The sequence below is a fragment of the Duganella sp. SG902 genome (genome assembly GCF_013376005.1).
Classification (GTDB): domain Bacteria; phylum Pseudomonadota; class Gammaproteobacteria; order Burkholderiales; family Burkholderiaceae_D; genus Rugamonas.
The window spans coordinates 75401-90216 of sequence record NZ_JABMJK010000007.1 but is presented as its reverse complement, the minus strand read 5'-3'; the positions used below and the strand labels follow the sequence as shown (position 1 = coordinate 90216).

At 63.2% G+C, this 14816-nt stretch carries 8 protein-coding genes; 2 read left to right on the top strand and 6 right to left on the bottom strand.

All coding sequences use genetic code 11. From position 1 onward, the window contains the following. The first annotated feature begins 22 nt into the window (after window positions 1–22). Entirely contained in the window at window positions 23–1705 is a 1683-nt protein-coding gene (locus tag FHW83_RS16670) for a DUF5597 domain-containing protein (RefSeq protein WP_176647471.1), read from the top strand. Window positions 1706–1835: 130 nt separating this feature from the next. On the opposite strand, the gene FHW83_RS16665 is transcribed toward FHW83_RS16670, so the two are convergent. From FHW83_RS16665 to FHW83_RS31350, 5 genes are all read right to left on the bottom strand, one after another. Next, a complete protein-coding gene (locus tag FHW83_RS16665) occupies window positions 1836–4160 on the bottom strand; it encodes a TonB-dependent receptor (RefSeq protein ID WP_176647470.1) in 2325 nt (774 codons plus the stop codon). Window positions 4161–4333: 173 nt separating this feature from the next. Next, window positions 4334–6613: a beta-glucosidase BglX gene (gene bglX / locus FHW83_RS16660; protein WP_218106314.1), complete on the bottom strand. Its 2280-nt coding sequence runs from the start codon at window positions 6611–6613 to the stop codon at window positions 4334–4336. Between the two features lie 17 nt (window positions 6614–6630). Beyond that, window positions 6631–8844, bottom strand: coding sequence for a glycoside hydrolase family 3 C-terminal domain-containing protein (locus FHW83_RS16655; RefSeq protein WP_176647468.1), 2214 nt, complete (start codon window positions 8842–8844; stop codon window positions 6631–6633). 239 nt (window positions 8845–9083) lie between these two features. Next, entirely contained in the window at window positions 9084–9329 is a 246-nt protein-coding gene (locus tag FHW83_RS31355; protein WP_176647467.1) for a hypothetical protein, read from the bottom strand. A gap of 122 nt (window positions 9330–9451) precedes the next feature. Continuing rightward, window positions 9452–9850, bottom strand: coding sequence for a nucleoside hydrolase-like domain-containing protein (locus FHW83_RS31350; protein WP_176647624.1), 399 nt, complete (start codon window positions 9848–9850; stop codon window positions 9452–9454). Between the two features lie 205 nt (window positions 9851–10055). Here FHW83_RS31350 and FHW83_RS16640 point away from each other — a divergent pair, with 205 nt between their 5' ends. Beyond that, window positions 10056–12929: a glycosyl hydrolase gene (locus FHW83_RS16640; protein WP_176647466.1), complete on the top strand. Its 2874-nt coding sequence runs from the start codon at window positions 10056–10058 to the stop codon at window positions 12927–12929. 34 nt (window positions 12930–12963) lie between these two features. Here the strand turns inward: FHW83_RS16640 and FHW83_RS16635 are convergent, their stop codons facing one another. Next, window positions 12964–14670 (bottom strand): family 43 glycosylhydrolase, encoded by a 1707-nt coding sequence (locus FHW83_RS16635; protein ID WP_176647465.1) that lies wholly within the window; start codon window positions 14668–14670, stop codon window positions 12964–12966. Window positions 14671–14816: the final 146 nt, after the last annotated feature.

Below are 14816 nucleotides of genomic sequence, written 5' to 3'. Positions count from 1 at the left end.
TCCACTTACAATCAGGAATAACATGCCCTATATCTCCCGCCAGCGCTTGCGCTGCCTTGCCTTGGCCATCGCCGCGGCGCTCGCGGCCGCGCCAGCCACCAAAGCCGGCGCGGCCGCGGCAAGCGCGCGCCCGCCGATCCCGCACATCGTCCAGAAGAACGGCAAGTTTGCCTTGATGGTCGACGGCGCCCCCTACCTTATTCTCGGCGGTCAGGCCAACAACTCCAGTAATTATGTTGATGTGCTGCCCAGCGTCTGGCCAGCCATTCGCGACCTGAAGGCCAACACGCTGGCGATGCCGGTCGCATGGGAACAGATCGAGCCGGAGGAAGGCAGATTCGATTTCAAATGGGTGGATCAACTCATCGCTCAGGCGCGTCAACACAACATCCGCCTTTGTCTGCTATGGTTCGGGACCTGGAAAAACACCAATCCAAACTACGCGCCGCCGTGGGTCAAGCTGGACAACCAGCGCTTTCCACGGCTGATCAAAAAGGATGGCAAGACTTCGAACGCCCTCTCGCCGCACGCCAAAACCACGCTGGACGCCGACATCGCCGCATATTCCGCTCTGATGCGCCACCTGAAGCAAGTCGATGGACAGCGCCACACCGTCATCCTGATGCAGCCGGAAAATGAATCCGGCGTCTTCGGCAGTGCGCGCGACTACTCGCCAGCCGCGAACGCCCTGTTCGCCCAGCCCGTCCCGCAGGCGCTGCTGAACCGACTGAACAAGCAGCCCGGCACGTGGGAGCAGGTATTTGGCGCGGACGCCGACGAATTCTTCCATGCTTGGTCGATCGCCTCCTATATCGAGCAGGTGGCGGCCGCGGGCAAGGCCATCTATCCGCTGCCGACCTACCTGAACGCCGCCCCACGGGATCCCGATCCGAAAAAGAAATCGGTGCCCGGCCTGTTCTACGGCAGCGGCGGCCCCACCTGGAATGTCATCGACATTTACAAGGTGGCGGCGCCCCACATCGATTTTCTGTCGCCGGACATGTATATGGCCGAGTCGGACATCTATGAAGCCCAGCTCAAGCACTACCGCCGACCTGACAATGCACTTTACATCGCCGAAAGCGGCAACAAGGACGTGTATGCCCGCTACATCTTCACCGTCCTCGGCCAGGGTGGCATTGGTTTCGATCCATTTGGCTTCGACTATACGGGTTACAGCAACTACCCGCTCGGCGCCAAGGACTGGGGACCGGAGGCGGTCAAGCCGTTCAGCCGCGTGTACGCCTTGTTCGCGCCGATGGCACGGGAATGGGCGCGGCTGAGCTTTGAATCGGAGGTCTACGGCGTGTCGGAACCGGACGATCACAGCCCCCAGGAGATTGACCTCGGCCCGGCCTGGGGCGCCAAAGTCAGCTACCGCCAATGGGAAATGGGCGAAGCCTACTGGTTGCGCAAGAAAGATGACCTGCCGAAGGGTTCTGACGTACCCAGTGGCGGCGTGGCGCTTGCCAAGCTGGGTCCCAACGAATTCCTGGTAACCGGCCAGAACGCGCGCCTGACCTTCAGCGTCAACCGGAACGTCAAGGATCGCGCTGCGATCTTCGAACGCGTCGAGGAAGGCCGCTACGTCAATGGCAAATGGGTCATGTCGCGGGTCTGGAACGGCGACCAGACCGATTACGGGCTCAACTTCACCAACCGCCCGGTGATCCTCAAGGTGAAGCTGGGCGCCTACATTTTCTAGTTATTCATCCAGACACGCCTGCGGCGCTGCCGCCGCGGGCGGCTCGGCCCATCCTTGCTCAGCACCCCACCACCCCAAAAAAAAACCAGGACCGCGGCCCTGGTTTTTTTGACTGGCCAACGCCAGCTGCTCAGAAATCGTAGCGTACCGTCATGCCCACCTTGCGCTCCGGCGGAATGCCGGTGATACCATAACCACCAACGAGCCCGTTTGATGCCACGGAAGGCTGGAAGAACTGCTTCGGCGAGCGATTGAAGAGGTTTTGCGCCCACAAGCTGACTTCCCAATCCTGGTTTTGATTCCGCACCCCGAGGAACAGGTCGACCGGCGTGAACGAAGCGATATGCTGGTCGTTCGGCTCGTTGTACCGCGCCGGGTTATAGCGTACGAGACCGCGGACGAACCCCTCCAGATTGCCGATATCGTGCGTGTACTCCGACTGCAGCGTCATGTTGAACTTGCCGTTCCGCGTGCCAAACTCATCGGTCAGCGCGCCATTGCTGCGGCAGACCGATACCTGGCGGCCCGGTTGCACGCTTTTACCCAGGTGGTCGGGCACGCCATCATTGTTTGAGTCGTTGCAGTACAGCTCAGCATTGTCATAATGGGAATCCACGTAGCTGAACGAGGCCTGGGCGCGCCAGTTGGGCAAAATGCGCCAGATGGCGTTGGCCTCGATGCCTCGGCTGATCAGATCGCCATTGGTGTTGAGGTTGATCGTGCCGCTGGTGTCGCCCGGGTAGGAACCGCCGGCGTCCGGACCTGCGGCTTCCCCCGGTTTGGCCGCCACCCGCACGTACAGCTCATTCACCCGGCCAATATAGTTCTTCAGATTCTGCTGGAAGAGGTCGGCGTTCAGCACCAGACGGCGCTCGAACAGGGTGGATTTGACGCCCAGCTCGATCGCCCGTGATTTCTCGGCCCGGTAGGTGATCAGGTCGGGGGCCAGCCCCGGCGTGGTGACGAAGGAGGTGGTGCCGCCCGGACGATAGCCGGTGCCCAGGCTGACGTAGGCCATGATGTTCTTGTCGAAATTGTGGCGATAGCTGGCCGACCCCGTCCACGCCTTGCTATCCGTGCGCGCGCGGTCCTCAGGCAAGGCTTGCAGTTTCTGGCCAAACACCTCCAGATACTGCTGGCCATAGCCCTTGTTCTTTTGCAGCCGCACGCCAAGCTCCAGCTGGTCGGCATCGGTCAATGCCAATGTATGGTCGGTGAACAGCGCAGTGCCTTTGCCGTAGCTGCCATCAGCCGTCGTCCCCCTCAGAGTTGTTTCCAGCGGTGGTGTGAATGGTGTAGGGTAGTAATATGGAAACTTTTGCGTGAATTCGGCCGGACCGTCGACATACGAGTAATACGCGCCGACCATGTAATTCCAGCGCCGCGCCCCGCTCGACTCCAGGCGTACCTCGTGCGTGCGCTGTTGGGTCGAGAATTTCACAAACTGCTGGTTAGCCCAGCCGGGAATGATGTTGCCGACATCCGTGTCGCGGTCGGTGTTTTCGGCGCTGCGCTGGAAACCGCCGATGTAGCTGAGCTTATGACCGCTGAATTCCCACCCGACGTTCAGCGAGGTCAACTTGGTATGATTGTAGAAACGGTACGGCCCCTCGATCACTGCGGCGCGGTCGCCATCGCCGAGTACCGGACCGGGCTGACCTTCAAATGGTTTGCCGATGACCATAGGATCGTTGACAACGTTCGAGGTCAGCACCTGGTGCACCAGCAGCACCTCCAGCGACTTGGTCGGCTGGTAGAGCACGGAGATGCGGCCGCCTTTGCCGCGATCGCTGTCGGTGGCGCCATTGGTGATGTTGTGCACGCCGTTGGCGCTATAGTTATACATGCCGGCTACGCGCACGGCCAGCACCTCGGGTATCAGCGGCACGTTGACGGCGGCCTGTGAATTGCGCATGTCGTCGGAGCCGAAGGTCTGGCTGACGCGACCGCTGACGGCGCCGGTGTCGGGACGCTGGGTGCCGATGGTGATGGAACCCGCCGGCGAGGTCTGCCCCCGCAACGTGCCCTGCGGGCCGTGCAACACCTCGATACGTCCGATATCGAACATCGCGCGGAAGGCGTTCGAGGCCGTGATCGGCGTCTCGTTCCAGTAAATTTGGACGGACGGGCTGGTCCCCGTATCCGGATTGAAGCTGATCCCGCGCAAGGTCACCGTCTGACCGCGGCCGTCGCCAGGGTCAAGCACCAGACCAGGCACCAGTTTCTCGACATCCTGGAACTGTTGAATGTTCATCTTTTGCAGCATGTCGCCGCTCACCGCGTCCACCGACATGGCCACCGACTGGATGCTTTCCTTGCGCTTGTTCGCCGTCACAATGACTTCCTGGATCTTGCCGTCGTCCTGGCCCGGCGCCTGCTGGGCCATCACGGGGAACGCCAGGGCCAGCGCCGCGGCGCACAGCGTCAGCTTGATTGCAGCATCGTTACTCTTCATCTTGTCTCCAAATAATTCCGGGTGTATGTGCTGATGCAGATGTTCTTCTATGTTGCCAACTGCGTTACCATCCTGAACCTGCTTGGGGGGGGCGGACATCGTCCATTCAGACGGTAAAACGGTTCACTCCGCCGAAATGAACCCAAAAAACCACAGTCTCCAAGCTGATCAGACTATGCGCCCGTGAGGACGAATGGCACGGGCTGGCCCGCCGCCGCATCCGGCGCGATCACAACCTCGAACACGCCGGCGTCCGTGCGCGTCACGGTATCTGCGTGGACATACGCGAGATCCCGGGCCGTCAGCGCGAACTCGACCTCCGCGCTTTCGCCGGCAGCCAGCTCGAGGTGCCGGATGCCCTTCAACGCCCGCAGCGGCTGCACGATGTCTGCAACCTTGATCCGCAGGTACAGCTGGGCGACTTCATGGTGTTTGCGCGTACCGGTATTGGTGACGCGCGCCTTGATCGACAGCGTGCCGTTTTTTGGCACGCGGGCCTGGCTGATTTCGGTCGCGCCATAGGTGACCGTCGAATAGCCAAGGCCATGGCCGAACGGATACAGCGCGCTGGTTGACACTTCCCGGTAACGCGCGCCGACCGGCGGCCCCTCGGTCAAGCTGGGCCTTCCGGTCACGCGGTGGTTGTAGTAGAACGGCTGCTGGCCGGCGCGGCGGGGGAAGCTGACTGGCAAGCGTCCCTGGGGCGCGAAATCGCCGAACAGCACGTCGGCGATCGCGTTGCCCGATTCCGAGCCCAGGAACCAGGTGCACACGACGGCCTGGGCATTCCTGACCGAATTCGGCAACTCCAGCGCCCGCCCGTGCTTGAGCAGTATCACCATCGGCTTGCCCACCGCCGCCACCGCGTCAATCAGGTCGACCTGCGCCTTGGGGATGGTGATATCCACCCGCGAAGCGCCCTCGCCCGACATATTGGCCGCCTCGCCGACGTACAGCACCACGACGTCCGCTCCCCGGGCGGCCGCCACCGCGGCCTCGATCCCGCCGGCGAGCGGGCGCTCAACCCCGCTGCCCGCCGCCACCGCCAGGTTGGCATTGGCGCCCAGCGCCTCGCGCACGCCCTGCTCCAGGGTGACGGCCGACTTCATATCCGGAAACACCATCCACGGCCCCAAGGCATTATTCTTGTCTGTAACGAACGGACCGATCAGCGCGATCGATTTGCCCGACTTCGGCAAAGGCAGCAGGCTGCGATCATTTTTCAGCAGGACAATGGCCTTGCGCCCGGCCTCGCGCGCCAGCGCTACGGTGTCCGGCCGGCGGATATCCGTGTCCAAGCGTGCCGGATCGAGCGAGCGGTACGGATTCTCGAACAGGCCCAGCGCCTTCTTCACCCGCAGAACGCGCCGCACCGCCTCATCCACCACCGCCATTTTCAGCCGCCCCGACTTGACCAGCGCCGGGATATGCTTGAGATACAGGCCACCCTGGATCGACATATCGCAGCCCGCCATGACCGCCTTATAAACAGCGTCCGCTTCGTCGGCGGCGTAGCCATGGTCGATCAGTTCTTTTTCCGAATTGAAGTCCGACACGACCAGCCCGCGGAACCCCCATTCGCCGCGCAGGATGCCGGTCAGCAGATGGCGGTTGCCGGTCGACGGCACGCCACCAGTGTCGTTGAAGCTGGCCATGGTCGATAACGCGCCCGCGTCGAAAGCGGCCTTGAACGGCGGCAGATGGACTTCGCGCAAGGTGGTTTCCGGAATGTCGGCCGTGTTGTAGTCCATGCCCCCCTGGACGGCGCCGTAGCCGGCAAAGTGCTTGGGACAGGCCAGCAGCGAGTCGTCGGCGCGCAGATCGCCGCCCTGGAAGCCGCGCACGCGCGCCTCCGCAAGGCGGCTGCCCAGCCAGGGATCCTCACCGGCGCCCTCAACAACGCGGCCCCAGCGCTGATCGCGCGCGATGTCGACCGCCGGCGCAAACGTCCACTGAACGCCGAACGCCGTGGCCTCGATGGCTGTCGCGCGTGCAGTGCGCGCGCACAGGTCGGCATCAAAACTGGCCGCCTCGCCCAGCGGGACCGGAAACGCGGTTTTCAGGCCATGGATGATGTCGGCGGCGAAGATCAGCGGAATGCCCAGGCGCGACTTCTCGACCGCAATTTTTTGCATGGCGCGTCCCAGCTTGACGTCGTCGGCATTGAACAATCCCGTGAGGCGGCCTTGCGCAATGTCGTTCAACGTGGTCTGCAGGCCGGGCTCCGGACCGGTATCCGGATTGACGAGGCGCCCGATGCCTTGGGCGCCGTTCATCGTCAACTGGCCGGCTTTTTCCTCGATGGTCATCCGCTTGAGCAGCCGCTCAATGAACGGGTCGGCAACGGTCCGCGTGGCGGCGATGCCCGGCAGGCTGAAGCCAATGGTGGTAACCGCCAGGGAACCGGCCAGGAAGGCCCGGCGCGAGCGGTTGAAGGGGAAGGTGGCGTTCAAGTTGTCCATAATGCTGGTCAGGGTTTGATCCGTTGTTCATCAAGCCGCAATTTCGCCTTCAAGGAAGGCTGATTGACATTGGCGCCGATCTCGATGTCGTAAGTGCCCGCCGCGAGATGCCAGTTGTTCGCCGCCACGTCAAAGCGGGCCATGATCCGAGGATCGACCTCGACCGATACCAGCCGGCTTTCGCCCGGTTTGAGATCCACCCGGCTCCAGCCAACCAGGCGCTTGACGCCGTTGACGCGCGCGTACACCTGGGCGACGTCTGCGCCGGCACGATGGCCAGTATTGGCAATGGCAAACGACAAGCGCGGCCGCATGCCGCCGGCCACGCGCAGATTCCTGTACACGAAGCGCGTATAGCTCAACCCATGGCCGAACGGGAACAAGGGTTTCGCCCCGGTGTGGTCGAACCAGCGATAGCCTGCGTTCGCCCCTTCCGGATAGGTTACCGAAAACGGCTTCATGTCTTTCGGCAAGCCGTAGAGGTCGCGCTGCACCGTCTCGCCCGCCATCTCATAGCCAGGAATCGTGGGGTTGGGCAGCTGCGATTCGCTGGCCGGGAAGGTCATCGCCAGCCGGCCGGAGGGATTGACCTGTCCCGTCAGGATGCGCGCAATCGCATCGCCGCCGCGCTGACCGGGATACCAGGCTTCCAGGACAGCGCCGACCTGGTCCAGCCAGGGCATGAGCACCGGGCCGCCCGTCACCAGCACCACCACGGTGGCAGGATTGGCGCTCGCGACGGCCGCGATCAGCGCATCCTGATTGTCCGGCAAACTCAGGTTCTTCACATCCATGGTTTCGGTCGTGAACTGTTCGCCGAACACCACGACAAGGTCAGCCTTGCCGGCAGCCTCGGCGGCGCGGCGCGGATCGCTGCCATCGTCAAACGAAATACGTGCCTGCGGCATGGCCTTGCGCAGGGCAACCATCGGCGACGAATTGCTGTAGAGCTTTTTGCCGAAGGCGGCCGGCAGCTTCAACGCCGCACCGCCTACCGGGTTGACCTGCGAGGAACCGCCGCCGCCCGCGAGCACGCCCACATCGGCGTGCCCGCCCACCACCAGGATGGTGCGGACCGAGGCGGCGATGGGCAGCAGCTGGCGCTCGTTCTTGAGCAGCACTATGCCGGCCTCCGCCACCTCCTGGGCCACGCGTGCGTTGGCCTCGTAGTCGATCGGCTTCTGCGCCGGCGGATGGTCGGCCAGGCCAACTGCATGGATGGAACGCAGGATGCGGCGCACCGACTGATCCAGGTCCGCTTGCTTGACCGTGCCGGCCGCCAGTGCCGCACGCAGCTGCGCGCCGAAATAGCCGGCGTCGGCCGGGGTGGTGCCCGATTCCTGATCCAGCCCCTGCGCAATCGACGGACCATGCACCGCGCCCCAGTCGGACATGACAAATCCCTTGTAGCCCCAGTCGCGGCGCAGGACGTCGTTCAGGAGGAAGGCGTTTTCGCAGCCGAACACGCCATTGATCTTGTTGTAGGCGCACATCACGGAACCGGGCTGACCGATTTCTATGCCGATTTCAAATGCCAGCAGATCGCTCTCGCGCAGTGCGCCTTGCTCCATGTCGGCCGTCAGGATGGTGCGCCCGGTCTCCTGCGTATTCAGCGCAAAGTGCTTGATGGTCGACATCACGTGGTTCGACTGGACGCCACGGATGGCGTGGCCCGCCAGCGTGCCGGCCAACAGCGGGTCCTCACCAAAATATTCAAAGTTGCGGCCGTTCCTCGGCTCACGCGCGAGATTCACGCCGCCAGCGAGCAACACGTTAAATCCTTTGTCGCGGGCCTCCGCGCCGATCATGGCACTGCCGCGCTCGACCAGCCGGGCATCCCAGGTCGATGCCAGCAAAGCGGTCGATGGCAGCGCGGTCGCCACGTCGCCCGGCCTGAGCCCGCCCGTCATGTTGGCCACCCCCACGCTGGCATCGCTCTCGGTCAGGAACGGCACGCCCAGACGCGGCACGCCCTTCACATAGCCGGCGCCCTTGGCAACCTCCGCGCCCAGCTTGGGCCTGGCCGCGAACGGATTACTGCCGCGCACCAGATCAAACTTCTCGTCCTGCGTCATCTGGCCCAGGACCGACGCGGCCCACGCATCCGACGCGTCTTGCGCCACGGCAGGCCGCATCGCCATTGCGCCGACAGATATTGCCGCGAGACAAGCCGCGGCAACCAGCCGCATGCGCCGCGCGCCGCCCTTTGTTTCCAGTTTCATACATATCCTCTCGATAATATCTCCCCCATCATAATCTGTCGTTTATCGCTGACGGTCATCGTCCATTTGGACGGTGCACGGCCCTCTCCCCCTCCCCACAATCCGGTGCATCCACCAGACCTGACCGACACGGAGACAACATGAGAGCGACGCACGCCACCCTGCCCTTGCTGCTGGCCTTGCTTGCCCCGGGCACCATGGCCCAAACCCCGTCAGCGGCGACGCGCATAGGCTTGCAATTATGGTCGGTCAAGGACGATCTCCGCAGGGACTTCGACGGGGTACTGAACAAGATCGCGCACATGGGATTCCAGGGTGTCGAATTCGCCGGCCAGTTCGGCCCCTACCGGCAGAATCCCACCGGCCTGCGGGCACTCTTCGATCGCAACGGCCTTGCCTGCGCCGGCGCCCACCTCGAGCTCGGACAACTGGCGCCGCAGCACATCGAGGCGACCACGGCGTTTTACGCTGCGCTGGGCTGCCATCACCTGTTCATCTCAATGGACCGGCGCGGCGCCACGCCGGCGCTGAGCAACGAATTGGCCGCAGAGCTGACCGCCCTGTCCGCCGCGCTGATCGCGCAAGGCATGCGTATCGGCTACCACAATCACGCGCAGGAAATGGCAGGCGCACCGGGGAGCACGCCATGGGACATCATCGCGCAGAACACGCCGCCGGAAGTGATATTGCAACAGGACGTGGGCTGGACGAGGTTCGCGGGCAAGCAATATCCGGACTCATGCTTGAGCAGGTTCGGTCGCACCTGTCCATAGCGCCGGATGACTGAGCGCACCGCATCGGGGTGGACGACGTTCTTCATATGCACCGAGGTGGTGGCGACGATGCCCTCGATGTCGAACTGATTCGCGTATAACATCAGCCTGATCAACGACTGGGTATCGTCGGGATCGGCTTCGATGTCCGTTAGCACGAACAGCCTTTGTCGCGCTTCCTGCGCGCCGCGCCGCGCCGTCGTCCCGGCATGTGCCGGTGCGCCACCGTCCATCAGCGCGGCGCCAAGCAAGATCGCGCCTGTTAATTTTCGCATACTGTCTCCCGTGTGGAATAAAGTCACTATACGGCAAAAATTCCAACAAATACACGATAATGTAAACTTATTGCGCCGCCGGCCTCCCGTCTGAATGGACGATGCTCCGGCGCCGCAAGGGCACCAGAATGTGGTGACGGAAAACACCACCCGGAGACACCCAATGGCCTTGACCCGCCGAGATTTTCTTACATCGATAACAGCCATGGCTAGCGCGGCGACGCTACCGCCCGGCGTCGCCAATGGGGCAAATCCCCGAAAAACCTTCCAACAACTGTTTTCGCGCCCCCCCGCTCAGGCCAGGCCATGGGTACGCTGGTGGTGGCCTAGCGGCGCCGTCGCCGACGAGGAATTGCGCCGCGAGATCCGGCTCCTGGATCAGGCTGGTTTTGGCGGCGCTGAAATCCAAGCCTTCAACCCCGGCATTCCCCATCTGAGCAAGCAGGAACGGGCGCGGATCAACGACTATGCCAATCCGGCCTTCTTCGCCCACGTGGATGTGTGCACCGACCAAGCCCGGCAACAGGGTTTGCAGATCGATTTGACCTTCGGCTCGGCGTGGCCATCCGGCGGAGGCTTTGCAATCACACCGGAGCTGGCGCTGATCGAACTCACGCCCGCCGTCACCAGCGTTCAAGCGCCACTGACAGCGCCGATCCGCCTCCAGCTCCCGGCGCATACGCGCAAGATGGGCGCAATCTCGCCGCTTGACGCGCGCGCCAACGATCCGCGCGCGGCGGATTGGCGCGACCGTATCGCGGCGCGGCAAAAGCTGGTCGCGGTGGTGGCCATCAAGAGCACGGCGCCGGTGCTGGAGAATGACAAAAATTTCCGCTCATCCGTGGTCAAGACGGCCGGCAAGGCGGACCTGGCCGAGGGCATTGTGGTTACCGATCGGTTGGGCCCGGATGGCGTACTGGACTGGGTACCGCCCAGCGCCGGCCAGTGGCAAATCGTCGCGTTCAAGCAATTCGTGGTGGACAGCCCGGTGCTGGCCGGCGTCGGGGAAGGTCCGCAATTGGTGCTGGACCATTTCAAACGCGACGCATTCGACGCGCATGCACGCCGCGTTGGCGCGCCACTGGCCGCGAACGGCAAGCCGGCACGGGCCCTGCGCGCCACCTTCATTGACAGCCTGGAGCTAATGCCTGATTTGTATTGGTCGGAGGATCTGCTGGACCAGTTCCAGGCGCGGCGCGGTTATGACCTGACGCCCTATCTGCCGCACCTGCTGCAGCCGGGCTGGATGGAATCCTGGAATCCGCATGTCTCCTTGCCCTATTTCGATGCAGGCCATGCCGGCGACCGGATCCGCGCCGACTACCGGCTCACGCTGTCGGAACTGATCATTGAGAATTTCTACCGTCCTTTCGTTGACTGGAATCACGGCCACGGATTGCTGGGACGCGTCCAGGCCCATGGCGCGCCGGGCGACCTCCTGAAAATCTATGGGCTTGCCGACATTCCCGAGACCGAGGATCTGGAAGGCACGGGCAATACGCACTTCCTGCGTTTGGCGCGCGCCGCGGCCAACCTGTACGGACGCAAGCGGGTGAGCTGCGAAAGCCTGTGCTGGCCCTTGCGGTCGTTCGAGGTCACGCCGGCGCAGTGGCAGGCACGGGTCAACCTGCTGTTTGCCAGTGGTGTCAACGCGATCGTCATGCACGGCTTCCCCTACGCGCTGCACCGCGAAACCTGGCCCGGCTGGTATCCGTTCGCGCCGAGCCCCTTCCTGCCAGGTTTCAGCAGCATGATCAACGAAGGGAATCCACTCTGGAACGCGATCGGCTGCCTCAACACCTATATCGGCGGAGTACAAGGCATCATGCAGAACAGCGACAATGTCGTGCCGTTGGCCGTATATCTGGGCGATAGCACCTATTTCCATGGTATCGAGCCGCAGCCGACAGAGGAGTTGATCACACACCTGCTGGACAACGGCTACGACTATGACCGCATCAACGACGACAGCATCGCGCAGAGCCACGTGCTCAACCGCGAGCTGGTCACGCAAGGGGGCGCCCGCTATGCCGCACTGATCCTGCCGGCGCGTCCCAGCCTGCCTGCGCCATCGGCCATGCAATTGGCGCGATTCGCTCGGGCCGGCTTACCCATTTTTTTTGCCGAGCAACCGCCAACGCGTGCGGCGGGATATCGCGACCATGCCGCGCAGGACCGCTTGGTCCGGGAGTCCGTGCAGGCCGCACTGCAAGCGGGAGCGCGCCTCGCCAGGCCAGAATCGTTGGCCGCCACGCTGCGCCAGGCCAAGATCCCGGACAACCTGGCATTCACCAGCGCGCCGTGTCTGTTCATCGAGAAGACATTGGACGGGCGCTCTGCGTATTTCCTGCACAATCCCAAAGACCATGCCGTGACCGTCAGTTTCACCACCCGCGCAGCAGGCCACCCAGAACGCTGGAATCCCGCGACCGGTGAGCGGGCGGGATTGCATGCCCGGTTCAAGGACGGGCGCACGGAAGTCAGCGTTGATATCGCCGCCGGTGGCGCCGCATTGCTTGTCTTCACCGACCGCCGTCTGGCGCCGCCGCCGGTCTGGCTGCCGACCGACTGGATCGACCTCAGCGCGGGGCCATGGACGCTGGCGATCGACGGGCATGGACAGCACGGCAAAGCCGTGCAACGCAGCTTGACGCTCGACCGGTTGCGTGACTGGCGTGCCATTGACGGGCTGGCCGACTTCTCCGGGCAAGGCACGTACCGCGCCGATGTCATGGTGCCCGCCGAGTGGCTAAAGGCGGACAGCAAGGTGTTGCTCGACCTCGGCGCCGTGCGCGATATGGCGATCGTGACGTTCGCCGGCAAACCGCAACTGACGCTGATCGCACCACCATTCGAAGCCGATGTCACGGCCATGTTGCGTCCAGGAGTGAATCAGTTGCAGATCGGTGTATTTAACAGCCCGAACAACGCCATGATCGATTTGAAGAAGCCCGGTCTCAAAAACCTCGCGCCGCAACCGGCCGGCTTGCTCGGTCCGATTAAGCTGGTGCTCAAGCGCCCGAAGACCGCACCATAAACAGGCGCCGGCAGCTTGTGCCGGCGCTTTTCGCTCAAGGCAGCAGCAGGCGCGTCTTTCCCTTGGTGATGCCTTGTTCATTAACGGCGTCGACCGCCACGTAATACTTGTTCCCGCTGTTCAGGCTGCCAACAGTGACCATTGATGCCCCATCATAAACCTGGAAATTCTGGTTCATCAGATCAGGGCGTACGCCGAGCCGCACGATGTAGAAATCGGCATTGCTGGCCGGTTTCCAGGAGATCGAGGCGCGCCGCGCGTCGTCCCGCTGACGCGCCGCCGTCACCGCCCCCACCGCCGCAGGCCGCGCCCCCTGCCCATGGCCGAACACCCGCAAGTCGTACAAGGAAAACTTACCGTTGTCCGGTGTATGGACATTTTTGACCCGGATGTGGCGCGCCAACACCGCCTTCGCCAGCACGCGGTAATCGTGCGGCGCGTCGCGCCCGCCCGACGACTGGTCGATCAGCGTGCGCCAGCTATTGCCGTCGACCGAGCCCTCCAGCACATAGCGGTACCCGTCACGGCTGATACCGCGACCGGCGCTATCCTGATCGGCGAAGTTGAGTTGCACCGCCTCGACGGCCTTGATCCCGCCGAGGTCCATCTGCAGCCATTCCGTCGCGTCACCGGTCTGCGCCGACCACCATGTGCGGATGTCCTCGTCGGCCGCATTCTCCGCCGGATACCCTTCCAGGGCCGACGACACGGTCACGGGCTTGCGCCGCGACAGCAGCATCCAGCCGGTTAACTCTCGCTTGCCGCCGACGTAGCGCGGATAATCGCCCAGATAGGTATCGGTCATCAGCGCGCCGTCCTTGGAAAATCCGGCAGGGAACAGGCCAAGGCGCCGTTCGAACTTGAATCGCTGCGAAATCGTCATGGTGCCGATATGCCACCATTGGCCGTCCTTTCCCTGAAACGTGCTGCTGTGGCCCGCGCCGGCGGCAAAGCCGGTCGGCTTGAACGAGAACGGACTGTAGGGCTGATATGTAAACGGCCCCATCGGAGAGCTGGCGGTCAGCACGCCATCGGCGTAGGTCTTATATTCCGTTCCTGGCGAGGCGTACTGCAGATAGTACTTTCCCCGGTATTTCGTCATCCACGAGCCCTCGATGAAACTCTGCGCGCTTTCGATCTCGTTATGGTCGCCGACGACTTCCCAGCCACGATGCGCCTTGTCCCGTGAAGCGGGCACGTCGGACTTGCGCAAGGGCTGGAATGTAACCGGGTCCAGCTCGTGCACCCGCAGGACATCGGTACCGCTCAGCCCTTCGTACATGTAGAGCCGGCCATCGTCATCGAGGAACAGGCAGGGGTCGTTGTAACCTGGCCGGATGTCGGCTGCCTTGATCCAGGCGCCCGCCAACGGGTCGTCCGTGCCCCAGACATCTGGCGTGTTCTCGCTTGCCGTCATGTACAGCCGTCCTGCGATGGTCACGGCGGTCGGCGCATAGCGATTGACAGGGAAGCCGGTCGGCTCGACGAATTCCCACGTGAGCAGATCATACGACCACCAATACCCTTTTGAATGCGAGGCAAACAGCCAGTAGTGGTCCTTGAACCGCACCACGGTCGGATCGGCAGCCTCCCGCAGGGAGCGGAACTGGTAGCGATACGGCAGGTCAACGGGATTGGCATACGTGGCAAAACGGTCCAGCGCCAGCGCCGGGGGCCAGGGGGCCGATGCAATGGCCAGCCCCAGACTGACGGCCAAGATGGTTTTTTTGGTTTCAAACATTTTTTCTTCCCACATGATTGTACGTTCGAGCCCAAGTATGGCCTGCAACGCGGGGCAGGGGACCGTCTGAACGGACGATGTGGCGGCGCCGACGCGCGGCAACTGACGAGCCAGTCGCTCGGTCCGCTCACGCCGCGAGATGCTTC